General features: G+C 60.6%; 22 protein-coding genes and 1 tRNA gene. 14 read left to right on the top strand and 9 right to left on the bottom strand.

From position 1 onward, the window contains the following. Nucleotide 1: 1 nt before the first annotated feature. Nucleotides 2–2,026: an FUSC family protein gene (locus tag CKW09_RS11360; RefSeq protein WP_095097298.1), complete on the top strand. Its 2,025-nt coding sequence runs from the start codon at nt 2–4 to the stop codon at nt 2,024–2,026. Here the strand turns inward: CKW09_RS11360 and sodC are convergent, their stop codons facing one another. Next, complete coding sequence (gene sodC / locus CKW09_RS11355; RefSeq protein ID WP_061795557.1) at nt 2,027–2,548, bottom strand: superoxide dismutase family protein; 522 nt, start codon at nt 2,546–2,548, stop codon at nt 2,027–2,029. It lies immediately after the preceding gene. 239 nt (nt 2,549–2,787) lie between these two features. Here sodC and CKW09_RS11350 point away from each other — a divergent pair, with 239 nt between their 5' ends. Further along, nucleotides 2,788–4,632 (top strand): polyurethane esterase, encoded by a 1,845-nt coding sequence (locus tag CKW09_RS11350; protein WP_095097295.1) that lies wholly within the window; start codon nt 2,788–2,790, stop codon nt 4,630–4,632. A gap of 56 nt (nt 4,633–4,688) precedes the next feature. Here CKW09_RS11350 and CKW09_RS11345 read toward each other — a convergent pair whose 3' ends face one another. The 3 genes from CKW09_RS11345 to CKW09_RS11335 all read right to left on the bottom strand — a co-directional run bounded on the left by CKW09_RS11345 (nt 4,689) and on the right by CKW09_RS11335 (nt 6,876). Continuing rightward, complete coding sequence (locus CKW09_RS11345) at nt 4,689–5,585, bottom strand: aldo/keto reductase (protein ID WP_095097292.1); 897 nt, start codon at nt 5,583–5,585, stop codon at nt 4,689–4,691. A 99-nt stretch (nt 5,586–5,684) separates the two neighbouring features. Next, nucleotides 5,685–5,924, bottom strand: a complete 240-nt coding sequence (locus CKW09_RS11340) for a DUF1289 domain-containing protein (protein WP_061795678.1) — start codon at nt 5,922–5,924, stop codon at nt 5,685–5,687. 22 nt (nt 5,925–5,946) lie between these two features. Next, on the bottom strand, nt 5,947–6,876 hold the full coding sequence (locus CKW09_RS11335) for a LysR substrate-binding domain-containing protein (protein WP_061795554.1): 930 nt from the start codon (nt 6,874–6,876) through the stop codon (nt 5,947–5,949). A 137-nt stretch (nt 6,877–7,013) separates the two neighbouring features. On the opposite strand from CKW09_RS11335, the gene CKW09_RS11330 reads away from it, so the two are divergent. From CKW09_RS11330 to rnt, 6 genes are all read left to right on the top strand, one after another. Continuing rightward, nucleotides 7,014–7,655: an NAD(P)-dependent oxidoreductase gene (locus CKW09_RS11330; protein WP_061795553.1), complete on the top strand. Its 642-nt coding sequence runs from the start codon at nt 7,014–7,016 to the stop codon at nt 7,653–7,655. A gap of 128 nt (nt 7,656–7,783) precedes the next feature. Beyond that, nucleotides 7,784–9,421, top strand: coding sequence for a phosphoethanolamine transferase EptA (gene eptA, locus CKW09_RS11325; protein WP_095097289.1), 1,638 nt, complete (start codon nt 7,784–7,786; stop codon nt 9,419–9,421). Nucleotides 9,422–9,523: 102 nt separating this feature from the next. Beyond that, nucleotides 9,524–10,144 (top strand): TetR/AcrR family transcriptional regulator, encoded by a 621-nt coding sequence (locus tag CKW09_RS11320; RefSeq protein ID WP_061795551.1) that lies wholly within the window; start codon nt 9,524–9,526, stop codon nt 10,142–10,144. A 91-nt stretch (nt 10,145–10,235) separates the two neighbouring features. Continuing rightward, nucleotides 10,236–11,339 carry an alkene reductase gene (nemA, locus tag CKW09_RS11315; protein WP_061795550.1) on the top strand — a complete coding sequence of 368 codons (1,104 nt, stop codon included), beginning with the start codon at nt 10,236–10,238 and terminating at the stop codon, nt 11,337–11,339. A 177-nt stretch (nt 11,340–11,516) separates the two neighbouring features. After that, complete coding sequence (gene gloA, locus CKW09_RS11310) at nt 11,517–11,924, top strand: lactoylglutathione lyase (protein ID WP_061795549.1); 408 nt, start codon at nt 11,517–11,519, stop codon at nt 11,922–11,924. 78 nt (nt 11,925–12,002) lie between these two features. Continuing rightward, the gene (gene rnt, locus CKW09_RS11305) at nt 12,003–12,686 is read left to right on the top strand and encodes a ribonuclease T (protein WP_061795548.1); all 684 of its coding nucleotides are present in this window, start codon (nt 12,003–12,005) and stop codon (nt 12,684–12,686) included. 67 nt (nt 12,687–12,753) lie between these two features. On the opposite strand, the gene CKW09_RS11300 is transcribed toward rnt, so the two are convergent. After that, a complete protein-coding gene (locus tag CKW09_RS11300; RefSeq protein ID WP_061795547.1) occupies nt 12,754–13,101 on the bottom strand; it encodes a Grx4 family monothiol glutaredoxin in 348 nt (115 codons plus the stop codon). A 416-nt stretch (nt 13,102–13,517) separates the two neighbouring features. On the opposite strand from CKW09_RS11300, the gene CKW09_RS11295 reads away from it, so the two are divergent. Continuing rightward, nucleotides 13,518–14,336 carry a C40 family peptidase gene (locus CKW09_RS11295; protein WP_061795546.1) on the top strand — a complete coding sequence of 273 codons (819 nt, stop codon included), beginning with the start codon at nt 13,518–13,520 and terminating at the stop codon, nt 14,334–14,336. Between the two features lie 130 nt (nt 14,337–14,466). Here the strand turns inward: CKW09_RS11295 and cydH are convergent, their stop codons facing one another. Next, nucleotides 14,467–14,556, bottom strand: coding sequence for a cytochrome bd-I oxidase subunit CydH (gene cydH / locus CKW09_RS11290; protein WP_095097282.1), 90 nt, complete (start codon nt 14,554–14,556; stop codon nt 14,467–14,469). Nucleotides 14,557–14,879: 323 nt separating this feature from the next. On the opposite strand from cydH, the gene purR reads away from it, so the two are divergent. Continuing rightward, on the top strand, nt 14,880–15,905 hold the full coding sequence (gene purR / locus CKW09_RS11285; protein WP_061795545.1) for an HTH-type transcriptional repressor PurR: 1,026 nt from the start codon (nt 14,880–14,882) through the stop codon (nt 15,903–15,905). Here the strand turns inward: purR and punR are convergent. After that, nucleotides 15,902–16,846 (bottom strand): DNA-binding transcriptional activator PunR, encoded by a 945-nt coding sequence (gene punR / locus CKW09_RS11280; RefSeq protein WP_095097279.1) that lies wholly within the window; start codon nt 16,844–16,846, stop codon nt 15,902–15,904. The two genes, purR and punR, sit on opposite strands and share 4 nt — an antisense overlap. 123 nt (nt 16,847–16,969) lie before the next feature. Between punR and punC the strand changes: the two genes are divergently transcribed. After that, entirely contained in the window at nt 16,970–18,181 is a 1,212-nt protein-coding gene (punC, locus tag CKW09_RS11275) for a purine nucleoside transporter PunC (protein ID WP_095097276.1), read from the top strand. A 341-nt stretch (nt 18,182–18,522) separates the two neighbouring features. Then, nucleotides 18,523–19,674, top strand: a complete 1,152-nt coding sequence (gene cfa, locus CKW09_RS11270; protein WP_061795542.1) for a cyclopropane fatty acyl phospholipid synthase — start codon at nt 18,523–18,525, stop codon at nt 19,672–19,674. Nucleotides 19,675–19,750: 76 nt separating this feature from the next. Here cfa and CKW09_RS11265 read toward each other — a convergent pair whose 3' ends face one another. Next, nucleotides 19,751–20,044 carry an I78 family peptidase inhibitor gene (locus CKW09_RS11265; protein WP_174524335.1) on the bottom strand — a complete coding sequence of 98 codons (294 nt, stop codon included), beginning with the start codon at nt 20,042–20,044 and terminating at the stop codon, nt 19,751–19,753. A 54-nt stretch (nt 20,045–20,098) separates the two neighbouring features. Beyond that, nucleotides 20,099–20,749, bottom strand: a complete 651-nt coding sequence (locus CKW09_RS11260) for a riboflavin synthase (protein WP_061795540.1) — start codon at nt 20,747–20,749, stop codon at nt 20,099–20,101. Between the two features lie 240 nt (nt 20,750–20,989). On the opposite strand from CKW09_RS11260, the gene CKW09_RS11255 reads away from it, so the two are divergent. Together CKW09_RS11255 and CKW09_RS11250 are read left to right on the top strand one after the other, a co-directional pair. After that, nucleotides 20,990–22,366 carry an MATE family efflux transporter gene (locus CKW09_RS11255; protein ID WP_061795539.1) on the top strand — a complete coding sequence of 459 codons (1,377 nt, stop codon included), beginning with the start codon at nt 20,990–20,992 and terminating at the stop codon, nt 22,364–22,366. 190 nt (nt 22,367–22,556) lie between these two features. Further along, a tRNA-Val gene (locus tag CKW09_RS11250) sits at nt 22,557–22,633 on the top strand. Nucleotides 22,634–22,639: the final 6 nt, after the last annotated feature.

Below are 22,639 nucleotides of genomic sequence, written 5' to 3'. Positions count from 1 at the left end.
TGTGAACCTGCCTTTTCTTGAGTGGAGCCGAACCCCCTGGGGCAAAGCGACCGGCGGCCAATGGCGTTATGCGCTGCGCAATTCGCTGGCGATGTGCCTGGCGCTGTGGATTGCCTTCGTGCTCAACCTCGACGAACCTTACTGGGCGCTGACCTCGGCGGCGGTGGTCAGCTTCCCCACCGTCGGCGGGGTGATCAGCAAAAGCATCGGCCGCATCATCGGCAGCCTGCTGGGCGCCGCCGCGTCGGTGGCGATCGCCGGCCATTGCCTGAACGATCCCTGGCTGTTCACGCTGTTTATCGCCGCCTGGATCGGGCTGTGCACCTACGTCTCCAACCATTATCAGAACAACGTCTCCTACGCCTTCGCGCTGGCGGGCTATACCGCCGCCATCATCGCCTTCGCCACGGTCAACGTCACCGATACCCAACAGATTTTCGATATCGCGCAGGCGCGGGTATGCGAGGTCATCACCGGCATTTTGTGCGGCGGCCTGATGATGATGATCCTGCCCAGCACCTCCGACGGCGAAACCCTGCTGACCTCGCTGCGCCGCATGCAGCTGCGGCTGCTGGAGCACGCCGCCATGCTGTGGCAGCCGGAGGTGACGGCGCAGATACGCATCTCTCACGAAGGGGTCATCGGCCAGATCCTGACCCTGAACCTGCTGCGCATCCAGGCCTTCTGGAGCCACTATCGGCTGCGCCGCCAAAACAACCTGCTCAACTACCTGCTGCACCAGCAGCTGCGCATCACCAGCGTTATCTCCAGCCTGCGCCGCATGCTGCTGAACTGGCCGGACCGCCCCGCCAATCTGATGCCGGCGCTGGAACGGCTGCTGGCCGAACTGCGCGATCCCGCCACCGACAAATACCGGCTGGCGCGCATTCTGCAGCAGATTGCGCCGCAGGATGCCGCCGATTACCGCCACCGCGCCTTCTGGCTGCGGCTGCGCCATTTCTGTTGGCTCTATTTGCGCAGCAGCCGCTGGCTGCTGCGGCTGGAAAGCGCCACGCCGATCAGCGATATTCAACCGCCGCGCGTCACCTCGCTGGCGCGCCATACCGACAGCTACGAAGCCGCCTATAACGGTCTGCGCACCTTTTTGTGCATCATCATCGGCTGCGCTTACTGGATCAACACCCAGTGGGACGCCGGCAGCTCGGCCCTGACGCTGACCGCCATCAGCTGCGTGCTTTATTCTTCCACCCCTTCGCCGATCAACAGCGTCGCCACGCTGCTGAAGGCCATACTGCTGCTGTCCGTCGGCTGTTTTGTGGTCAAGTTTGGCCTGATGATCCAGATTGACGACTTTTGGGTATTCTGCGCCTTCCTGCTGCCGATCCTGGTCACCATGCAGATGCTCAAGCTGCAGAACCCGCCCTACGCCGCGCTGTGGGGGCAGCTGATCGTGTTCATGGGCTCGTTCCTTACCGTCACCAATCCGCCCAGCTACGATTACCAGTCGTTCATCAACGACAACATCGGCAAGATAGTCGGCGTGCTGTTGGCCGGCCTGGCGTTTCAAATCCTGCGCCCCAGTTCGGACAAACGCAAAAGCCGGCGCATCATCCGCGCGCTGCGGCGCGATTTTATCGACCAGTTGAGCGATCGCCCGCAGCAGAGCGAAAGCCAGTTCGAATCGCTGATCTACCACCGCATCAGCCAGCTCAACCAGAGCAAGGATCAGGAAGCGCGCGGTTGGCTGCTGCGCTGGGGCGTGGTGCTGCTCAACTGCAGCCATATCGTCTGGCAACTGCGCGACTGGCAGACCCGTTCGGATCCGCTGTCGGCGGTGCGGGACCTGTGCATACACTGCCTGCGCGGCATCATGACGGAGAAAGGCGTGCAGCACGGCTCGCTGAACGCCACGCTGCAGGAGCTGCTGCGCATGAGCAACTCGCTGGCGCACCACCCGGAACAGGCGGCGCGCGATTTGGCCGGTTTGATTTGGCGGCTCTATTGTTCGCTGCAACAGCTGCAGCAGGCGTTCGGCCAGCCCGCGCCGGCCGCCGCGGGGCGGTGATTACTTGATCACGCCGCAGGCGAAACGCTCGCCCCCGCCGCCCAGCGGCATCGGACTATCCGAGTGATTGTCGCCGCCGGCGTGCACCATCAGCGCCTTGCCTTCGATTTCGCTGATTTTTTTCAGCCGCGGCGCCAGCACCGGGTAGCTGGCCGTGCCGTCGTCGGTCACGTAGATAGCCGGCAGGTCGCCCAGATGGCCATCCGCATAGGGGCCGAGATGTTTGCCGGTTTTTTGCGGATCGAAGTGACCGCCGGCCGCCAAAGCCGCCACCGCCTTGCCGTCTTTCATGCCCGGCTCGCAGCTGCCTTTCTCGTGCACGTGAAAACCGTGCACCCCGGCCGGCAATGCCTTGAGCTGCGGCGTGAACAGCAAGCCGTACGGCGTTTCGCTGATGCTGACCTTGCCGATATCCTGACCGATGCCCTGCCCGGTGACCAGGTTCAACTCGACATCGACCGGGGCCGCCTGAGCCGCGCCGCAGGCCATCAGGCCGAGCGCCGCATACCAATAACGTTTCATCAATCAATCTCCTTATGGGCGTGTGAACCTTCAGTATAGGAGAATGTGCGCCGTCGCCGCCCTGAACCCGCCCCATCCCCCCTTTTAATTCGCATTATTAATATTTCACGCTAATAATAATTTTACCGATGTTGGTCCTCCGACCAGCTGTCGTTCGGCTCACTCTGTACCTCCTGCACTCGCCGCCGGCGCCATTCCAAAACAATACCGGCCAGGCGGCATACTCATAAGGAACTGATATGGGCATCTTTAACTACCAAGATCGCGATGAGGCCGAATCAAAAGCGCTGTTTTCCGACGCCATGGCGATCGCCACCTACGCCTACCACAATATCGACAATGGCTTTGACCAAGGCTACCACCAGACCGGTTTCGGCCTGGGCCTGCCGCTGACGCTGGTTACCGCGCTGATCGGCAGCACCCAGTCACAGGGCGGCCTGCCCGGCATTCCCTGGAATCCGGACTCGGAACAGGCGGCGCTGGCGGCGGTGAATAAAGCCGGCTGGTCGGTGATCGGCGCCGAACAACTGGGCTATGGGGGCAAAACCGACGCCCGCGGCACCTACTACGGCGAAACCCTGGGATATACCACCGCCCAGGCCGAAGTGCTGGGCAAATATGACGGCGACGGCAATCTCACCGCCATTGGCATCTCTTTCCGCGGCACCAGCGGCCCGCGGGAATCCCTGATCGCCGATACCATTGGCGATGTGATTAATGACCTGCTGGCGGGCTTCGGCCCAGACGGCTATGCCGACAATTACACCCTGAAAGCCTTCGGCAACCTGCTGGGCGACGTGGCGACGTTCGCCCGGGCCAACGGCCTGGGCGGCGACGACGTCCTGATCAGCGGCCATAGCCTGGGCGGGTTGGCGGTCAACAGCATGGCGGCGCTCAGCGACGCCAACTGGGGCGGCTTCTACTCCCAATCCAGCTATGTGGCCTTCGCCTCGCCGACCCAGTATGAAACCGGCGGCAAGGTGATCAATATCGGCTATGAAAACGATCCGGTGTTTCGCGCGCTGGACGGCACCACGCTGACGCCGGCCTCGCTGGGGGTGCATGATGCGCCGCAAGACTCCGCCACCAACAACATCGTCAACTTCAACGACCACTACGCCTCGGCCGCCTGGAACCTGCTGCCGTTCTCGATCCTGAACGTCCCCACCTGGCTGTCTCACCTGCCGTTTTTTTATCAGGACGGTTTGATGCGGGTGCTGAACTCGGAATTTTATTCGCTGACCGAGAAAGACTCGACCATCGTCGTTTCCAACCTGTCCGACGTCACCCGCGGCAATACCTGGGTGGAAGACCTGAATCGCAATGCCGAAACGCACAGCGGCCCGACCTTTATCATCGGCAGCGACGGCAACGATCGGATCAAGGGCGGAACCGGCAACGACTATCTCGAGGGCCGCGACGGCAATGATATTTTCCGCGACGGCGGCGGCTACAACATCGTTTCCGGCGGCAAGGGCGACAACGTGCTGGACACCCGGCAGGCGTTGAAAAACACCGAAGTGGCCTACGACGGCGACCGGCTCTATCTGCGCGACGCCAAGGGCGGCATCACCCTGGCGGACGATATCGGCACCTTGCGCAGCAAGGAAACTTCCTGGCTGGTGCTCAGCAAAGAGGTGGACCACCGGGTGACCGACGCCGGGCTGAAATCGGACGCCGGCCTGAAGGCCTACGCCGCCTCCACCAACGGCGGCGCGGGCGATGACCTGCTGCGGGCCAAAGACGGCGACGCCTGGCTGTTCGGCAAGGACGGCAATGACCAGCTCATCGGCCACGCCGGCGGCAATCTGACCTTCGTCGGCGGCAGCGGCGACGACGTGCTGAGCAGCGCCGGCGGCAACAACACCTTCCTGTTCAGCGGCGATTTTGGCAGCGATCGGCTGGTTAACTTCGGCGCCAGCGACAAACTGGTGTTTATCGGCACCGAAGGCGCCAGCAGCGACATCGGCGACTACGTTTCCCAACGGGATAACGATCTGGTGTTGGCCTTCGGCGCCAGTCAGGTGACGCTGGTCGGGGTTGCGTTGGATCACTTCAATGCCGATCAGGTGGTGCTGGCCTGATCCACCGGCAAAAAAAAGCCGGGCGGCCCGCGCTGCCCGGCTTTCCCTTTCCCGATTTAAGGCACGTCGTAGCCCAGCGCGGCCTTGCGGATGCGGAACCACTGCTGGCGGCTCAGCGCAAGGCGCTGCGCTTTCAGCGCCGAACGTACGCGCGCTATCTTGCCGGAGCCGATAATCGGCAGCGGCGCGGACGGCAGACGCATCACCCAGGCATACACCACCTGCTCGATGGTCTCGGCGCCGATTTCCTGCGCCACCGCCTGCAGCTCGTCGCGCAGGGGCTGGAATTCGGCGTCGTTGAACAGGCGCCCGCCGCCCAGGCAGGACCAGGCCATCGGTCTGATGCGCAGCTGCTGGCACTGATCGAGGGTGCCGTCGAGGATCGCCGGCTGGTGGATCGGCGAAATCTCCACCTGATTGGTCACCAGCGAGAACGGCAGGCGCGACTGCAACAGCTGGAACTGCGCCGGAGTGAAGTTGGAAACGCCGAAGTGGCGCACCTTGCCGCTCTTGTGCAGCGCCACGAAGGCTTCCGCCACCTCATCCGCGTCCATCAGCGGGTCCGGGCGGTGGATCAGCAGCAGGTCGAGATAATCGGTATGCAGGCGCTGCAGCGAGCGTTCGGCGCTGTGCACGATATGGTCGCGATCGGTGATGTAATGGCCGATCGGGTTGCCCGGCCTGGCGGTAGTGGCGATGCCGCATTTGGACACCAGCTCGAGCGACTGGCGCAGCGCCGGCTTCAGCCGCAGCGCCTCGCCGAACGCCTGTTCGCAGGCATAGCCGCCGTAAATGTCCGCATGATCCGCGGTGGTCACGCCCAGTTCGATATGCTGTTCAATAAACCCCAGCAGTTGCTGAGGGGTCATGCCCCACTCCATCAAACGCCAGTAACCGCAAATCATGCGGGAAAATTCAGGCCCCTGCGGCGCGAGTCGAATACGATCTACCATTGCGAAAACCTCATGACATAAGTTAACGCCAGCATACACAAGCGGATAAGGCGCTGGGAAGCGGAAAGCCGCCCGAACGTGCGGCAGATCGGGAAAGGGTTAAAACAGCGACGGCTGTTCCGGCTGCGGTTCATCGGGCGGTTTATTGGCCCGCTGCAGGCGCAGCAGGCGTTGGCGACACAGGCGCAGCACGTCGCGCTTTTGCGCGTCGCTCATTTGCATCCAGCCAAAGCGCTCCTCGCGGCTGCGCAGGCAGCCGCGGCAGAAACCGCGCTCATCGGCCTGGCATATGCCGCGGCACGGGCTGGGGATGTCGAAAAACTCAAGCTGCTGCGCCACGGGGCCCTCCTGCATTCTCTTGCTAATTGAAGACGCCATCGGCGCCGCTGGCAAGTGACTTTTCGCCGTTGCGGCGAAAATAGTCGCGCAAATAGCGCAGCGCCTGGCGATTTTTCTCCGGCATCGCCCGCTCCAGCGTCAGAGCGTGCAGCCGCAGCGGCGCAGGGCGCCATTCCGGCATCAGCGGGATCAACTCGCCGCGCTGCAGCTCGTCGCCGATTTCATACAGCGGCTGAACTGAAATGCCCAATCCGGCGCGGGTAAAGGCGCGCATGACGTTCATGCTGTCGCTGACAATCTGGCCTTCCGCCAGGCGCAGCTTCACCTGCTCGCCGGACTGGTGATGCAAATCCAGATGCGCGCCGCCGTAGCCGCTGGAGATCCAGCGATGCTGAGCCAAATCCTGCGGTTTTTCCGGCACCCCGTGCTGGCTGAGGTAGCGCGGCGCGGCGCACAGCACCATCGGCCATTCCGCCAGCGGGTGGGCTATCATGCTGGCGTCCGCCAGCTGGCGATTGACCCGCAGCGCAATGTCGACGCGGTGTTCAATCATATCGACGACGCGGTCATCCGCCAGCACCCGCAGCCTCAGCTTGGGATGCGCCTGCAGCAGCGGCGCCAGCGCTTCGGCCAGCGGCCGGCCGCCAATGCCGACGGCGGCGGCGATGCGCAGCTCGCCCACCAGCGTATCCCGCAGCGCCGCCAGGCGCTGTTCGGCCTGCTGCGCCTGAAACAGCATCGCCTCGCAGCCCGGATAAAAAGCCTCGCCCGCTTCGGTCAGCGCCAGCCGCCGGGTGGAACGGTGCAGCAGCGGCACGCCGAGCGCCTTTTCCAGCGAGCGCATATGCTGGCTGACCGCCGACGGCGTCATGCCCAGTCGCCGGGCCGCCCCGGCCAAGGTCCCCTCCGCCACCACGGTGGCGAATACCGCCATTCGATTGAGTTTATCCATGATTATGAAGTTTTACTTAATCAAGAAAGCATGAATATGGCACTAATCAGGACTATTGTTAAGTACTAGAGTAGTTCCCAGCAGCAGGCCACAGGGTCTGCCCATCATACCGACCCATTTCAGACAGGAGCACGCAGATGAAAGTAGCCATTATTGGAGCAACGGGGTTTGTCGGCCGCCGCGCAGTGGACGAAGCCCTGGCCCGCGGCCTGCAGGTCACGGCCATCGCCCGGCAAAAAAAGGACCTGCCGGACCACGCCAACCTGACCGTCGCGCTGGGCGACGTGGCCGACACCCCGTGGCTGACGGCGCAGCTGAGCGGCCAGGATGCGGTGATCAGCGCCTATAACCCGGGCTGGGCGGAAGACCATCTGTATGAAAAGACCCGGCGCGGCGCGCAGCAGATCCTCGACGCGGTGGCGAAGGCCGGCGTGAAGCGCCTGCTGGTGGTCGGCGGCGCCGGCAGTCTGGAAGTGGCGCCCGGCGTCGAGCTGGTCGATACCCCGCAGTTCCCGGAAAACATCCGTCCGGGCGCGCAGGCGGTGCGCGATCTGCGCAACAAACTGCGCGACGAATCATCGCTCGATTGGACCTACCTGTCCCCCGCGGCGCTGCTGGAGCCGGGCAAGCGCACCGGTCAGTTCCGCCTCGGCACCACTCAGCTGCTGATGAACGGCCAGGCGCCGGCCAGCATTTCGGTGGAAGATCTGGCGGTGGCGATCGTCGATGAAATCGAAAAACCGCAGTTTATCCGCGCGCAGTTCACCGCCGCCTATTGAGGATGTGGGCCGGGCCCCGGCCTGGCCCACATCAAGCGCCCCGCCAGTAATCTGATTCTCTAAGGTTTTCTTAAGTTTCATCCTGTAGATTTCAGCGCATTACCTCCTCTCAGGATCCAGATTTGGCAATGTGGTTACGTCAACGCTTACAGTGCAACAGCCTCGGGTTTGTCCTCGCCAGCGCCCTGTTTTTCACCCTGTTCCAGAACGCCTTGTTTCTGCATAAGGCCTGGTCGTACATCAGCTTCGATAGCATCCGCAGCCTGATGTTCGCCGCCACCCTGCCGCTGGTGATTTTCTGCGCGCTAAACATCATATTTAGCGTGCTGACCGTGCCCTTCCTGCGCAAACCGCTGATGATTTTCTTCCTGCTCGGCAGCGCGGCGGCCAACTACTTCATGTACAGCTACGGCGTGGTGATCGACGGCAACATGATGCAAAACGCCTTCGAAACCAACCCGCAGGAAGCCACCGCGCTGCTGACGCCGCGCATGGGGCTGTGGCTGGCGCTGCTCGGCATCGTGCCGGCGGTGGCGGTCTGCTTTACCCGCATCCGCAAAACCCGGCCCTGGTGGTACATGCTCGGGCTGCGCGCCGCCAACGTGATGCTGTCGCTGGTGGTGATCCTGATTATCGCCGCGCTGTTCTACAAAGATTACGCTTCGCTGATCCGCAACAACAAAAGCGTGGTGAAAATGCTGACGCCGTCCAACTTCGTGTCCGGCACCCTCAAATTCACCCAGCAGCGCTATTTCACCCGCCACCTGCCGCTGGTAAAAATCGGCGAAGACGCGCATAAAGGCCCGTTGATCGCCGGGCAGCAAAAGAAAACGCTGGTGATCCTGGTGGTGGGCGAAACCGCCCGCGCCGAGAACTTCTCGCTGGGCGGCTATGCGCGCGACACCAACCCGCGCCTGAAACAAGACAACGTGGTGTATTTCAAGAACGCCAGTTCCTGCGGCACCGAGACGGCGATTTCAGTCCCCTGCATGTTCTCCAATATGCCGCGCAAAGATTACGACGCCACGTTGGCGACCCACCAGGAAGGGATGCTCGACGTGCTGGCGCACGCCGGCGTCAACGTGCTGTGGCGCGAGAACGACGGCGGCTGCAAGGGCGCCTGCGACCGCGTGCCGCATGTGGACATGACCAAGATGAAACTGCCGCAGGATTGCGACGGCGACGTCTGCCTGGACAATGCGCTGCTGTACCGGCTGAACGACTACATCGACGGCCTGAAGGGCGACGGCGTGATCGTGCTGCACCAGATGGGCAGCCACGGGCCGGCTTACTTCCGCCGCAGCACGCCGGCATTGCGGAAATTTTCACCGACCTGCGACAGCAATCAGATCCAGGACTGCACTCACGAGCAGCTGGTGAACACCTACGACAACTCGCTGCTGTATACCGATGCGATGCTGGACGACACCATCAAGCTGCTGCAGCGATACAGCGACAAATTCAATACCGCGCTGGTTTACCTGTCCGATCACGGGGAATCGCTGGGGGAAAACGGCATGTACCTGCACGGCACGCCTTATCTGTTCGCGCCGAGCCAGCAAACCCACGTGCCGTTTCTGATGTGGATGTCGGCCGACTACCAGCGCAATTTCGGCATCGATCGCCAATGCCTGACTGCCCTGGCGGAAAAGGACGACGTTTCGCAGGACGATCTGTTCCACACCCTGCTGGGCATGCTGAACGTGCAAACCCGCGAATATCAGTCGCAGTTGGATATCCTGCAGCGCTGCCGCAGCGGCGCATAGGGGCTTAACTTCGCGGCGCCGTTGAGGCAAAATACCCTTCTGACCACCGGCGCCGCGACGCCGGTTTTTTTATTGCCCTTGACCTAGACCGATCGGTCTATTATGCTCAACCCCATTATGACCAAATCAACGCATTGCACCGTGGACACACGTGAACATCTGCTCGCGACCGGCGAGACCCTCAGCCTGCGCCTGGGCTTTACCGGCATGGGGCTGAGCGAACTGCTGGCCACCGCGGGCGTGCCCAAGGGCTCGTTCTACCACTATTTTCGCTCGAAGGAAGCCTTCGGCGAGGCGATGCTGCAGCGCTATTTCATGCATTACGACGCCGAGATGCAAAAGCTGTTTACCGACGGCCACAGCGATGCGCGCCACCAGCTGCTGAGCTATTACGCCCAGGCGATCAGCTACCATTGCCGCAGCGAATGCCACAACGCCTGCCTGGCGGTGAAGCTTTCCGCCGAGGTGAGCGACCTGTCGGAGCCGATGCGCCACGCGCTGGAAACCGGTACCGCGCGGGTGATTGGCCATCTGCAGGACGCGATCGAACGCGGCATGCGCGAAGGCTCGCTGACGATCGCCATGAGCCCGGCGGCCACCGCGGAAACGCTGTATTCACTGTGGCTCGGCGCCTCGCTGCGCGCCAAGATCCGCCGCTCGGTCGCCCCGCTGACCAGCGCGTTGGAGAGCATTGAGTTGCTGTTGCGCCCGCCGCAGCCGTAACCGAAATACCCTGATTTACCCAGAAAACCATGGCGATGGGGTTTTGTCGCCGCGTAACTAGTCGACCGGTCTATTCAAAATAGGATGCACCATGAAGATTGAAAAATTATTCTCCCCGCTGAAGGTTGGCGCCGCTACCCTGCCCAACCGCGTATTTATGGCCCCGCTGACGCGCCTGCGCAGCATCGAGCCGGGTGATATTCCCACCCCGCTGATGGGCGAGTACTATGCGCAGCGCGCCAGCGCCGGGTTGCTGATTACCGAAGCCACGCAGATTTCTTTCCAGGCGAAGGGCTATGCCGGCGCGCCGGGGCTGCACACCCCGGAGCAGATCGCCGCGTGGAAAAAAATCACCCAGGCGGTGCATGACAAAAACGGCCATATCGCCGTACAGCTGTGGCACGTGGGGCGCATCTCCCACGACAGCCTGCAACCGGGCCAGCAGGCGCCGGTAGCGCCATCCGCGATCAATGCCGACACCCGCACCACGGTGCGCGACGAAACCGGCGCCTGGGTGCGGGTGCCAACCTCGACGCCGCGCGCGCTGGAGACCGCGGAGATCCCGGGCATCGTTAACGATTTCCGCCAGGCGACCGCCAATGCGCGCGAAGCCGGCTTCGACTACATCGAGCTGCACGCCGCGCACGGCTACCTGCTGCACCAGTTCATGTCGCCGGCCTCCAACCAGCGTACCGACCAGTACGGCGGCAGCATCGAAAACCGCACCCGCCTGACGCTGGAAGTGGTCGACGCCGCCGTGGCCGAATGGGGTTCAGAGCATGTCGGCATCCGCATTTCACCGCTGGGTCCGTTCAACGGCCTGGACAACGGCGAAGATCAGGAAGAAGCCGCGCTGTACCTGGTGGAAGAGCTGAACAAACGCAATATCGCCTTCCTGCACATCTCCGAACCGGACTGGGCCGGCGGCAAACCTTACTCCGAGGCTTTCCGCGACTCGGTGCGCGCCCACTTTAAAGGGGTGATCGTCGGCGCCGGCGCCTATACCGCCGAAAAAGCCGAAGAGTTGATCAACAAAGGCTATATCGACGCCGTGGCCTTTGGCCGCAGCTACATCGCCAACCCGGATCTGGTGGAGCGCCTGCAGCAGAACGCCGCGCTGAACGAGCCGCAGCCGGAAACCTTCTACGGCGGCGGCGCCGCGGGTTATACCGATTATCCGTTTCTGGCCGACTAGTTAACCTTACCCCGCCCGGCGGCCATGATGTTGCGATGGCCGCTTTTTTATCGGCCGGCAAATGTGACGGCGTCACCCATTCGCCGCGTTGAAATCCCTTGCGTGACAAGGCTATACTGAATTCAGCTTCATTCTTTTCCATCGCCGTACGCCACGGCACAGCCAATCAGAGGAATTATGCGCTTACTCCATACCATGATCCGCGTCGGTGATCTGCAACGCTCCATCGACTTCTACACCAAGGTATTAGGCATGCGCCTGCTGCGCACCAGCGAAAACCCGGAATACAAGTACTCGCTGGCGTTTGTCGGCTACAGCGACGAAAGCGAAGGCGCGGTGATTGAACTGACCTACAACTGGGGCACCGACAGCTACGAAATGGGCACCGCGTTTGGCCACCTGGCGCTGGGCGTCGACGACGTGGCGGCCACCTGCGACAGCATTCGCGGCGCCGGCGGCAAGGTGACCCGCGAAGCCGGCCCGGTAAAAGGCGGCACCACGGTGATCGCCTTCGTCGAAGATCCGGACGGTTACAAGATCGAACTGATCGAGAACAAGCACGCCGGCCAGGGCCTCGGCAAATAAAGCTTATCCAGGGCGCAGCGGCGCCCTTCTTTTTATCCGCGTGATAAGCGCCTGCAACCGGGCGTAAAATTTGCCATAATGCGCGCTGCATTCGATGAAGATAAGAAACTGATGGCCGAAAAAAGTGATCTTAACGCCCTGAGTGGTCGTTTTCGTGGGTTTTATCCCGTAGTTATAGATATTGAAACCGCCGGTTTTAATGCCAAAACCGACGCGTTGCTGGAGATTGCCGCGGTCACGCTGAAGATGGATGAGGACGGCTGGCTGCAGCAGGACGAGACCCTGCACTTCCACGTCGAGCCTTTTGAAGGCGCCAACCTGCAGCCGGAAGCGCTGGCGTTCAACGGCATTGACCCGCACAACCCGCTGCGCGGCGCGGTCAGCGAATACGATGCGCTGCACGCCATTTTCAAAGCGGTGCGCAAAGGCATCAAGGATCGCGGCTGCAACCGGGCGATCATCGTGGCGCACAACGCCAACTTCGATCACAGCTTCCTGATGGCCGCCGCCGAACGCGCCGGCCTGAAGCGCAATCCGTTCCATCCGTTCGCCACCTTCGACACCGCCGCGCTCAGCGGGCTGGTGCTGGGCCAGACGGTATTGGCCAAAGCCTGCATCGCCGCCGGCATGCCTTTCGACAGCAGCCAGGCGCACTCGGCGCTGTACGACACCGAGCAAACCGCCCTGCTGTTCTGTGAGCTGGTCAACCGCTGGAAGCGCCTCGGCGGCTGGCCGCTGGCGCTGCCCGAGTCCGACGCGTGACAAAAAAATCGGGCGGCCCAGTTCGCACTGGCGCCGCCCGATATTCTATGGCAACAAGCCCCGCCGATTAAGGCTGCTGGTCTTCCTGCTCTTTGTATTTCTCTGCGGTTTCTTTGATCAGCTGCTGCAGCTCGCCGCGCTGATACATTTCGATGATGATATCGCAACCGCCGACCAATTCACCGTCAACCCACAGCTGCGGGAAGGTCGGCCAGTTGGCGTACTTGGGCAGCTCGGCGCGGATGTCCGGGTTCTGCAGAATATCAACGTAGGCGAAGCGTTCGCCGCAGGCGGACAGCGCCTGCACGGCCTGTGCGGAAAAACCGCAGTTCGGCAGTTTTGGCGAGCCTTTCATGTACAGCAAAATAGGGTTTTCAGCGATCTGGTGCTGAATTTTTTCAATCGTCGTCGTCATTTATTGCTTCCTCAAGCCACATCTCATGGCTACAACATGCATCACACGGGCTATTGTAGCGGCTGGAACAGTCGCAAGAAAACGCCATCTTTTGCAAGGACATTCGCCCTGTGCCGATCGCGCCTCACCGGCAACGCCATTCCGGTTAAAACTTAGGCTCAGAATAACATTTTTAATCCGACCATTTCACTAATATATTTCGTCGCCCCCCGCCCGGCGTTTAATTAAAACCGCAACGCGAGACTGATGATTTTTTATACATCAACGGGCTGATTTTAAACCAAAAAAAAGGCTATTAACGTTTTCTCACAATATGGATTATTATTTATGAGTTCTCCGCTGTTTTATATGGCGAAATTCGGGAATACTGTGACTCTTTCGATATCCGTTTCGGGGCCAAGGCTGGTGACGTCGACATGCGTTTAATTCTTACGCTTTTTGTGCTGTTGTTTACGCAGCTATTCTTCAATCTGGCGCACGCTGCGCCGCAGGCGCGTATTGCCGCCGAGCAGCGCAAGAGCCATGTCAATGAAGCGCGGCCGGACGATCGCAAGAAAAAGAAAGCGGTCAAGGCCAGCAAAAAAGTGAAAGTGGCGGCCCCAGAGAAAAAAACCAAGGTCGCCAAGACCAAATCAGAGAAAACGGCCAAAAAGATCGTCAGCGCCAAATCGAAAACCAAATCCCAAAAAATCGCCAAAATTAAGGTGACCCCACCGAAGAAGGGTTACAAAAAAGGCTACGGCCGCCACCGCAGTGCCGGGATGGCTACCGCCAAACTGGTGCACGACGATAAGCCGCTGAAGCTCAGCCCGGCGCATAAAAAACGCTATCAACACGCCAAGCAAACCGCCATGGCCAAGCTGATGGATCAAATGGGCAAGCCTTATCGCTGGGGCGGCAGCTCGCCGCGTACCGGCTTTGACTGCAGCGGCCTGATTTATTACGCCTATAAGGACGTGGTGAAAATCAAGATGCCGCGCACCGCCAATGAGATGTATCACCTGCGCGACGCCGCGCCCATCAAGAAAAGCGAGCTGGAAAGCGGCGATCTGGTGTTCTTCCGCATCAACAACCGCGGCGTGGCCGATCACGTTGGGGTTTATCTGGGCAACGGCAAATTCATCCAGTCGCCGCGCACCGGTGAAGAGATCCGCATCAGCCAGCTCGACAACGACTACTGGCAGAACCACTATATCGGCGCGCGCCGGGTCGTCACGCCGAAAACCATTCGTTAATACTTAGCGCGGCCGAAGTGGCCGGAGAACCTCCAGGCGTTGGCGAACGGGACGTTTGTTGCAGAAGAACGGGGATAACCGCGGGGAAAGCGACGAGGCGCAGCAAGCTGCGCCTGTTAATGCCGGGAATTCAGTTCAGCGCAGCGGTGAAGCTGAAGGCAATGATCACGGCCAGCGCACACAGGGTGGTGAACAGCGACATCTTCAGATCGGTATCCATTACTACTCCTTCTCAGATAGGCTTTCCCAAGGATAAAAGGCGTACAATTAGTACGTCAAATCATTTTCCCACAGTTCGCCAATAAAATCTTGTTATCATTTCCCGGTTTATAATGCCGATTACCTCTTCCCCTTTTGCTCAATATGCGACAAAATTCGCAGTTCACAACTGCGTACCGGCAACAATGCCCCTCCTGACCAGCGCTGAAGACTTCAACACATTAAAAACTCGGTTTTCGCTTCTCTGGAGAAGGATCTACGCAGGCAAACGATTAACATCACACTTACATGCTGCAACATGTGAGTTCAGGAGTCATTTCTTACATGGCAACGATTAAAGATGTGGCCAAACGCGCTGGCGTTTCCACCACCACCGTTTCGCACGTCATCAATAAGACTCGTTTCGTCGCCGAAGAAACCAAAGCGGCCGTATGGGCCGCGATCAAAGAATTGCATTACTCGCCGAGCGCCGTGGCGCGCAGCCTGAAGGTCAATCACACCAAGTCGATCGGCCTGCTGGCCACCTCGAGCGAGGCGCCCTATTTTGCCGAAGTGATCGAAGCGGTGGAGAACAGCTGCTACAGCAAAGGCTACACGCTGATCCTGTGCAACTCGCATAACAACCTGGACAAGCAGCGCGCCTATCTGGCGATGCTGGCGCAAAAGCGCGTCGACGGCCTGCTGGTGATGTGCTCGGAATACCCGGACCAGCTGTTGGGCATGCTGGAAGACTACCGCAATATCCCGATGGTGGTGATGGACTGGGGCGCGGCGCGCGGCGATTTTACCGACACCATCATCGACAACGCCTTCGAGGGCGGTTATCTGGCCGGCCGTTATCTCATTGAGCGCGGCCACCGCGACATCGGCGCCATTCCTGGGCAGCTGGCGCGCAACACCGGCGGCGGGCGACATCAGGGCTTTCTGAAGGCGATGCAGGAAGCCAATATCGAGGTGCGCGACGAATGGATCGTACAGGGCGACTTTGAGCCGGAGTCCGGTTACAAGGCCATGCATCAGATCCTGTCGCAGAAACAGCGTCCGACCGCGGTGTTCTGCGGCGGCGACATCATGGCGATGGGCGCCATCTGCGCCGCCGACGAACTGGGGCTGCGGGTGCCGCAGGACATTTCGGTGATCGGTTACGATAACGTGCGCAACGCCCGCTACTTCACGCCGGCGCTGACCACCATCCACCAGCCGAAGGAACGCCTGGGCGAAATGGCCTTCACCATGCTGCTGGATCGCATCATCAGCAAGCGCGAGGAATCGCAGGTGATCGAGGTGCATCCGAAACTGATCGAGCGCCGTTCGGTCGCCGACGGCCCGTTCGTCGACTACCGCCGTTAATCCCCGCCGCCGGAAGCCCGCCCGGCCTCCGGCGCCGCTTCGCTCAGCCATTCCTGATTCAGGGTTTCGCTGTCCCCCAGATAGTCCAGCAGCCAGGCCATCGCCGGCGACGGCTTATCCTGCTGCCAGGTCAGGCAGCACGGGCTGGCGGGAAAAGGCTGCTGCAGCTGCAGCGCCGCCAGCTCCCCGCGCCGCACCAGCGGCAACGCCCGATGGGCCGGCATCATGCCGACGCACAGCCCGGCGCACAGGCAGTCCAGCGCCGAGGTCCAGTCCGGCGCCACCAGCCGCCGTTGGTTGTCCAGCGTCCAGGTCACGCGCTTCGGCAGGCTGCGCGAGGTATCTTCCAGGCACAGCGAAGGATAAGGCCGCAGCTGGTCGTCATTCAGCGGGCCGCTCAGCAGCGCCAGCGGATGCTGCGGGCTGACCACGCACAGCCAGTTCATGTCGCCCATGTCGCGGAAGGCGAAGCCGCCGCCGACCGGCACCGCGCGCGTTGCGCCGATCGCCATCTCCGCCCGCCCGTCGACCAGCGCATCCCACACGCCGTTAAACACCTCCGGCTGCATCAGTAATTCGACATCGGGAAAGTGACGATAGAAATCCAGCACCAGCTGGCGACTGCGCTGCGGTTTGACGATGATGTCCACCGCGATTTTCAGCTGGCCGCGCCAACCGTTGGCCACCTGCTGGCACTGGCGGCGGGTGTCGAGCATTTTTTTGATGACAACCCGCGCATCCTTGATGAACAGCGCGCCGGCCGGCGTCAGTTCCACATCGCGATGGCGCCGTTCAAACAGCGGCACCGCCAGCCATTGCTCCAGCTGACGCACGGTATAGCTGACCGCCGAGGGCACCCGGTGCAGCTCCTGCGCCGCCGCGCTGAAACTGCCGGTGCGGGCCACCGCGTCCACGACTTCCAGAGAATATTCAGACCACATCGTCTTGCCTTCAATTTTTTTAACAGCAGTTTGCAAATATTACCGTTTCACAAGCAGAGATCCAGCCGGATACACTTGCCGGCGCTAAAAACCTGCGACAACAAAATACCAACGAGAAATACCATGCGAAATTCCTTTGGCTTTATGTTCTATCTCGCCGGCCTGAGCATGCTGGGTTATCTGGCGACCGACATGTACCTGCCGGCCTTCGGCGCCATGCGGGAAGAGCTGCAAATTTCCGCCGGCGCCATCAGCGCCAGCCTCAGCATCTTTCTGGCCGGCTTCGCCTTTGCGCAGCTGCTGTGGGGGCCGCTCTCCGACCACCTGGGCCGCAAGCCGGTGCTGCTGATCGGCCTGGCGCTGTTCGCCCTCGGCTGCCTCGGCATGCTGTGGGTGCAAAATGCCGTGCAGCTGTGGTCGTTACGCTTTATTCAGGCGATCGGCGTCTGCTCCGCCGCCGTTACCTGGCAGGCGCTGGTGGTCGATCGCTACCGCGACGGCAAGGCCAACCGCGTGTTCGCCACCATCATGCCGCTGGTCGCGCTGTCGCCGGCGCTGGCGCCGCTGCTGGGCGCCTGGCTGTTGAACCACGCCGGCTGGCGGATGATCTTCGCCGTGCTGCTGGGCATCGCCCTGCTGCTGCTGCTGCCGACCCTGCTGCTGAAAGAAAGCGCCAGGCCGCAGCCCATCGCGGCCGAAAAGAACCGCGGCGTCAGCTTCTGGCAGCTGTTGAAATCCCCGGTGTTCAGCGGCAACGTCGCCATGTTCGCCGCCTGCTCGGCCGGATTTTTCGCCTGGCTGACCGGTTCGCCGTTTATCCTCGGCGACATGGGCTACGGCCCGAACGATATTGGCCTGAGCTATGTGCCGCAAACCCTGGCCTTCCTGTTGGGGGGCTATGGCTGCCGCACCGCGTTAAAGCGCATCAACGGTACAACCTTGCTGCCGTGGCTGTTGGTAACCTATGGCGCTAGCATGGTGGCGTTGTATCTGGTGGCCACCCTGACCGAACCGACCCTGACCAGCCTGCTGATCCCGTTCTGCATCATGGCCCTGGTCAACGGCGCCGGTTACCCGATTATGGTGGCGAATGCGCTGACGCCGTTCCCGGAAAGCAGCGGCAAGGCCGCGGCGCTGCAGAATACCCTGCAGCTGGGCCTGTGCTTCGTCGCCAGCATGCTGGTCTCGGCGTTTATCGCGCAGCCGCTGCCGGCGACGGTAACGGTGATGGTGTCAACGGTGGTATTGGCCGCGTTGGGCTATTGGCTGCAGCGCGGGAAAGCGGCCGATGCGGGGCAGCGCGCGCCGCGGGAACATGCTAACCCTGCGTCATAATTGCCAGAGCTAATAGTCACTTAAAGAATATTTTTGCCGAGTGCGATTTACGGTTGAGTAAGCGCCTCGGCACGCCTATACTCAAAAACAACCTTTTAAAGTAACACTTTATAATCTCTATATCTCAAGTCGCTATTGTGTTCGCGTATTGCGTCACACTTTTTTAAGGATGAGTTTTTCCCGCGCCCCTTGCGCTGGAGCCTTCTTAAAATTTTCCTCTGTTCATAGTCGGATATCAGACGCCGCGGGTAATTTTACCGTCGGGAAACGTATGCACCCGCAGAAATTGTCTAAGCTTTTTCCTAGCGGGTCATCAGTCAGAAGAAGGTGATGGAGAAGCTATGAGTTCATCGTGTATAGAAGATCTGAGCATCCAGGACAACCAATGGTACCGTATCGCACATGAAATGCTCGGCATGGCCGGTATTGAAATAAACGGATCGCGGCCCTTCGATATTCAGGTCAAAAACCCCAACTTTTTTAAACGCGTGCTGCAGGAAGGATCTCTGGGGCTGGGCGAAAGTTATATGGACGGCTGGTGGGAATGCGAACGGCTGGATATATTCTTTCAACGCGTGGTCAATGCCGGGCTGGAAAGGAAACTCCCCCACCATCTTAAAGACACGCTGCGCATCGCCGCCGCGCGATTAACCAACCTGCAGTCGAAAAAACGCGCCTGGATAGTCGGCAAAGAGCATTACGATTTAGGCAACGATCTGTTTACCCTGATGCTCGATCCTTATATGCAATACTCCTGCGCTTACTGGAAGGACGCCGCCACGCTGGAACAGGCGCAGGAAGCCAAGTTGCGCATGATCTGCGAGAAACTGCAGCTGCAGCCGGGAATGAGGCTGTTGGATATCGGCTGCGGCTGGGGCGGCCTCTCCGCCTTTGCGGCGAAAAACTACGGCGTCTCGGTGGTCGGCGTGACCATTTCCGCCGAGCAGCAGAAGCTGGCGCAGGAACGCTGCGCCGGGCTGGAGGTGGAAATCCTGCTGCAGGATTATCGCGACCTGCATCAGCAGTTTGACCGTATCGTTTCCGTCGGCATGTTCGAACACGTCGGGCCAAAAAACTACCGCACCTATTTCAACGTGGTGGAGCGCAATTTAAAACCGGACGGTTTGTTCCTGCTGCATACCATCGGTTCCAACCGGACAGATATGAATGTTGATCCCTGGATCAACAAATATATCTTCCCGAACGGCTGCCTGCCGTCGGTCACCCATATTGCCCAGGCCAGCGAGGGACATTTCGTGATGGAAGACTGGCACAATATCGGCGCCGATTACGATCGCACGCTGATGGCCTGGTACGAACGTTTTAAACAGGCCTGGCCGCAGCTGGCTCAACGTTATTCCGAACGTTTCGAACGCATGTTCAGCTATTATCTGAACGCCTGCGCCGGCGCCTTCCGGGCGCGTGATATTCAACTGTGGCAGGTGGTATTCAGCCCTAAAGGGGTCGAAGGCGGTATTCGCGTCTCGCGCTGAGCGGCTGCGCGCGATAAAAAAACGGCCCCGGTTAATCGCCGGGGCCGTTTTTATTTACCAGGCGCCGAACCGCGCATCAGCCGCAATAGACGCGGATGATTTTATCGTCGCTGTCGCCGAGGAAATTCAGGCGGCGCAGGTTGAAGTCCATGGTCACCGCCGAGTTGTACGGAATTGCCCGCACCTGGGACTCAATCCGCAGGCCCTCGAGCGAGGACATCGGTTTGCCGACATAGCTCTGATACTGCGCAGCGCCGCAGGTATCGTCCGCGTCGGTCGCCTGAGCGGTTGCGCCCTTCTCCGGTGAACTGCTGCAGGCGCTCAGCGCCAACAGCGCGGTTAACATCAACGTTTTCCCATAAAACTTCACGCGTTTCTCCTCTCTGGTTAGGATGCGATCCCGGCGTCAACGCCCGAACCGCGGTCAGTCTTTATGCGCCGGCGCCATCGCCGCCGCCAGGGTCGCCTCGCGGCTGGCCAGCACCCGCTCGACGGTGTCAACCACCGCCTGCGTCTGCGGGTCGATTTCGATATTCACTTTATCGCCCAGACGCTTTTTGGCCAGCGTGGTGCGCTCCAGCGTTTCCGGGATCAAATGCACGCAGAAACGGTTATTCACCACTTCGCCGATGGTCAGGCTAATACCGTCGATGCCAATAAACCCTTTATGCAGGACATATTTCATCAATTCGGCATTCGGCATGCGTAGCCACACCTGGCGATTATTTTCCGAGGTGTAAATCTTGGCGACTTCCGCCGTGCAGATAATATGGCCGGACATCAGATGGCCGCCAATTTCATCGTTGAATTTCGCCGCGCGCTCAATGTTGACCACGTCGCCCAACGCCAGTTCGCCAAGGTTGGTCAGGCGCAGCGTTTCCTTGATCAAATCGAAACTGACGCGGTTGCCTTCGACCGCCGTCACGGTAAGGCAGCAGCCGTTGTGGGCCACCGAGGCGCCCAGCTCCAGCCCCGGCAGCAGCTCGGTCGGCATTTCAATCACGTGGGTGCGGAAGTTGGGTTTTTCATCAATGGCGACCAGCGGCGCTGTGCCCTGTACGATACCGGTGAACATGTAAGCCTCTTCTTGCTGAATGTGTTAAAAGCGCTTCCGGCAGTTTGCCCCAGTTGGCGCGGAAAACCAAATCCGCCGCGGCAAAAAATCTGCGTCTGCGCATTTAATAACTATTCGATCACAACGTTGGCTTAACCACGCCGAGCAGGTACACTCTTTTTGACAAAATTCCGCTATTTTTAATTGTTGTCCTCTCGCGACGACCCTCCCTCCATCATAAATAATAGAAAAGGTGTATGCGTGCAGAAGTACTTAATTGAAGCGCGTAGTTTATTGGCTCTCGCCATTCCGGTAATCATCGCGCAAATATCGCAAACCGCCATGGGCGTGGTGGATACCATTATGGCCGGGGCCTACAGCGCCACGGATATGGCGGCGGTGGCGGTTGGCACCTCTATCTGGCTGCCGGCGATCCTGTTCGGCCACGGCCTGCTGCTGGCGCTGACCCCGGTGATCGCCCAGCTCAACGGCGCCGGCCGCCGCGATCGCATCGCCCACCAGGTGCGCCAGGGATTCTGGCTGGCTTCCGGCGTCTCGGTGCTGCTGATTGCGGTGCTGTACAACTGCAAGTTCGTCATCGACATGATGCACAACATCGATCCGCAATTGGCGGACAAGGCGGTTGGCTATCTGCACGCCATCATGTGGGGCGCGCCGGGCTATCTGTTCTTCCAGGTGATGCGCAACCAGTGCGAAGGGCTGTCCAAAACCAAACCGGGCATGGTGATCGGCTTTATCGGCCTGCTGGTGAACATTCCGATCAACTATATCTTCATCTACGGCAAGTTCGGCATGCCGGAGCTGGGCGGCGTCGGCTGCGGCGTGGCCACCGGCAGCGTCTACTGGCTGATGTTCCTGATGATGCGCTGGTACGTCAAACGCGCGCCGTCGCAGCGCGACATCAAACGGCTGGAAGGCGATCGCGGCGGCCCGGACTGGGCGGCGCTGAAACGCCTGATCGGCATCGGCATGCCGGTGGCGCTGGCGCTGTTTTTCGAGGTGACGCTGTTCGCCGTGGTGGCGCTGCTGGTGTCGCCGTTGGGGATAGTGTCGGTCGCCGGCCACCAGATTGCGCTCAACTTCAGCGCGCTGATGTTCGTGCTGCCGCTGTCGCTCGGGGTTGGCGCCACCATTCGCGTCGGCTACCGGCTGGGTGAAGGCTCGGTCGAGGGCGCGCGGGTGGCCGCCTACTCCGCCATCGGCGTCGGCATCGTCATGGCCACCTGCACCGCGCTGTTCACCGCCGCCTTCCGCGAGCCGATCGCCCTGCTGTACAACGACAGCCCGGCGGTGGTGGCGATGGCGTCGCAGCTGATGCTGTTGGCGGCGATTTACCAGATCTCCGACTCGGTCCAGGTGATCGGCAGCGGCGTGCTGCGCGGCTATAAAGATACCCGCGCGATCTTCTTCATCACCTTTATCGCCTACTGGGTGCTGGGGCTGCCGAGCGGCTATCTGCTGGCGCTGACCGACATGCTGGTGCCGGCGATGGGGCCGAGCGGCTTCTGGATCGGCTTTATCATCGGGCTGACCTTCGCCGCCATCATGATGGCGCTGCGCATGCGCTGGCTGCAAAAGCAGCCGACCGCGCTGATCCTGCAGCGCTCCACCCGCTAAGCATGCCACCGGCCGGCGCCTGCCCGGCCGGTGGCTTCCTCATCAGAGTTTGCGGAAAAAACCGCCTTACTGCACACAAGCGCAGCAATCGCGTGAAATACCGAATGAAATTGCGTTTTTCCCCTTGCCAGCGCGCAGGTAGCTCGTTAATATTCGTCCCCGCTGTCAGCCATGACAGACAGGAAAATATGCGTCCGTAGCTCAGTTGGTTAGAGCACCACCTTGACATGGTGGGGGTCGGTGGTTCGAGTCCACTCGGACGCACCAAATTCC

This window comes from Serratia ficaria (genome assembly GCF_900187015.1).
In the GTDB taxonomy this organism is placed as follows: Bacteria; Pseudomonadota; Gammaproteobacteria; order Enterobacterales; family Enterobacteriaceae; genus Serratia; species Serratia ficaria.
The sequence above is the reverse complement of the archived record's forward strand: the minus strand, read 5'-3'. Positions and strand labels throughout refer to the sequence as shown.

Excerpts from the sequence above, each read along its gene's own strand:
- eptA (WP_095097289.1), top strand. The coding sequence starts at position 7,784 with ATGTGGTTACGTCAACGCTTACAGTGCAACAGCCTCGGGTTTGTCCTC.
- sodC (WP_061795557.1), bottom strand. The coding sequence starts at position 2,548 with ATGAAACGTTATTGGTATGCGGCGCTCGGCCTGATGGCCTGCGGCGCG.
- gloA (WP_061795549.1), top strand. The coding sequence starts at position 11,517 with ATGCGCTTACTCCATACCATGATCCGCGTCGGTGATCTGCAACGCTCC.
- cydH (WP_095097282.1), bottom strand. The coding sequence starts at position 14,556 with ATGGATACCGATCTGAAGATGTCGCTGTTCACCACCCTGTGTGCGCTG.
- punC (WP_095097276.1), top strand. The coding sequence starts at position 16,970 with ATGCGAAATTCCTTTGGCTTTATGTTCTATCTCGCCGGCCTGAGCATG.
- CKW09_RS11320 (WP_061795551.1), top strand. The coding sequence starts at position 9,524 with ATGCTCAACCCCATTATGACCAAATCAACGCATTGCACCGTGGACACA.
- CKW09_RS11260 (WP_061795540.1), bottom strand. The coding sequence starts at position 20,749 with ATGTTCACCGGTATCGTACAGGGCACAGCGCCGCTGGTCGCCATTGAT.
- rnt (WP_061795548.1), top strand. The coding sequence starts at position 12,003 with ATGCGCGCTGCATTCGATGAAGATAAGAAACTGATGGCCGAAAAAAGT.
- CKW09_RS11300 (WP_061795547.1), bottom strand. The coding sequence starts at position 13,101 with ATGACGACGACGATTGAAAAAATTCAGCACCAGATCGCTGAAAACCCT.
- CKW09_RS11350 (WP_095097295.1), top strand. The coding sequence starts at position 2,788 with ATGGGCATCTTTAACTACCAAGATCGCGATGAGGCCGAATCAAAAGCG.
- purR (WP_061795545.1), top strand. The coding sequence starts at position 14,880 with ATGGCAACGATTAAAGATGTGGCCAAACGCGCTGGCGTTTCCACCACC.
- cfa (WP_061795542.1), top strand. The coding sequence starts at position 18,523 with ATGAGTTCATCGTGTATAGAAGATCTGAGCATCCAGGACAACCAATGG.
- CKW09_RS11335 (WP_061795554.1), bottom strand. The coding sequence starts at position 6,876 with ATGGATAAACTCAATCGAATGGCGGTATTCGCCACCGTGGTGGCGGAG.
- nemA (WP_061795550.1), top strand. The coding sequence starts at position 10,236 with ATGAAGATTGAAAAATTATTCTCCCCGCTGAAGGTTGGCGCCGCTACC.
- punR (WP_095097279.1), bottom strand. The coding sequence starts at position 16,846 with ATGTGGTCTGAATATTCTCTGGAAGTCGTGGACGCGGTGGCCCGCACC.
- CKW09_RS11330 (WP_061795553.1), top strand. The coding sequence starts at position 7,014 with ATGAAAGTAGCCATTATTGGAGCAACGGGGTTTGTCGGCCGCCGCGCA.
- CKW09_RS11295 (WP_061795546.1), top strand. The coding sequence starts at position 13,518 with ATGCGTTTAATTCTTACGCTTTTTGTGCTGTTGTTTACGCAGCTATTC.
- CKW09_RS11345 (WP_095097292.1), bottom strand. The coding sequence starts at position 5,585 with ATGGTAGATCGTATTCGACTCGCGCCGCAGGGGCCTGAATTTTCCCGC.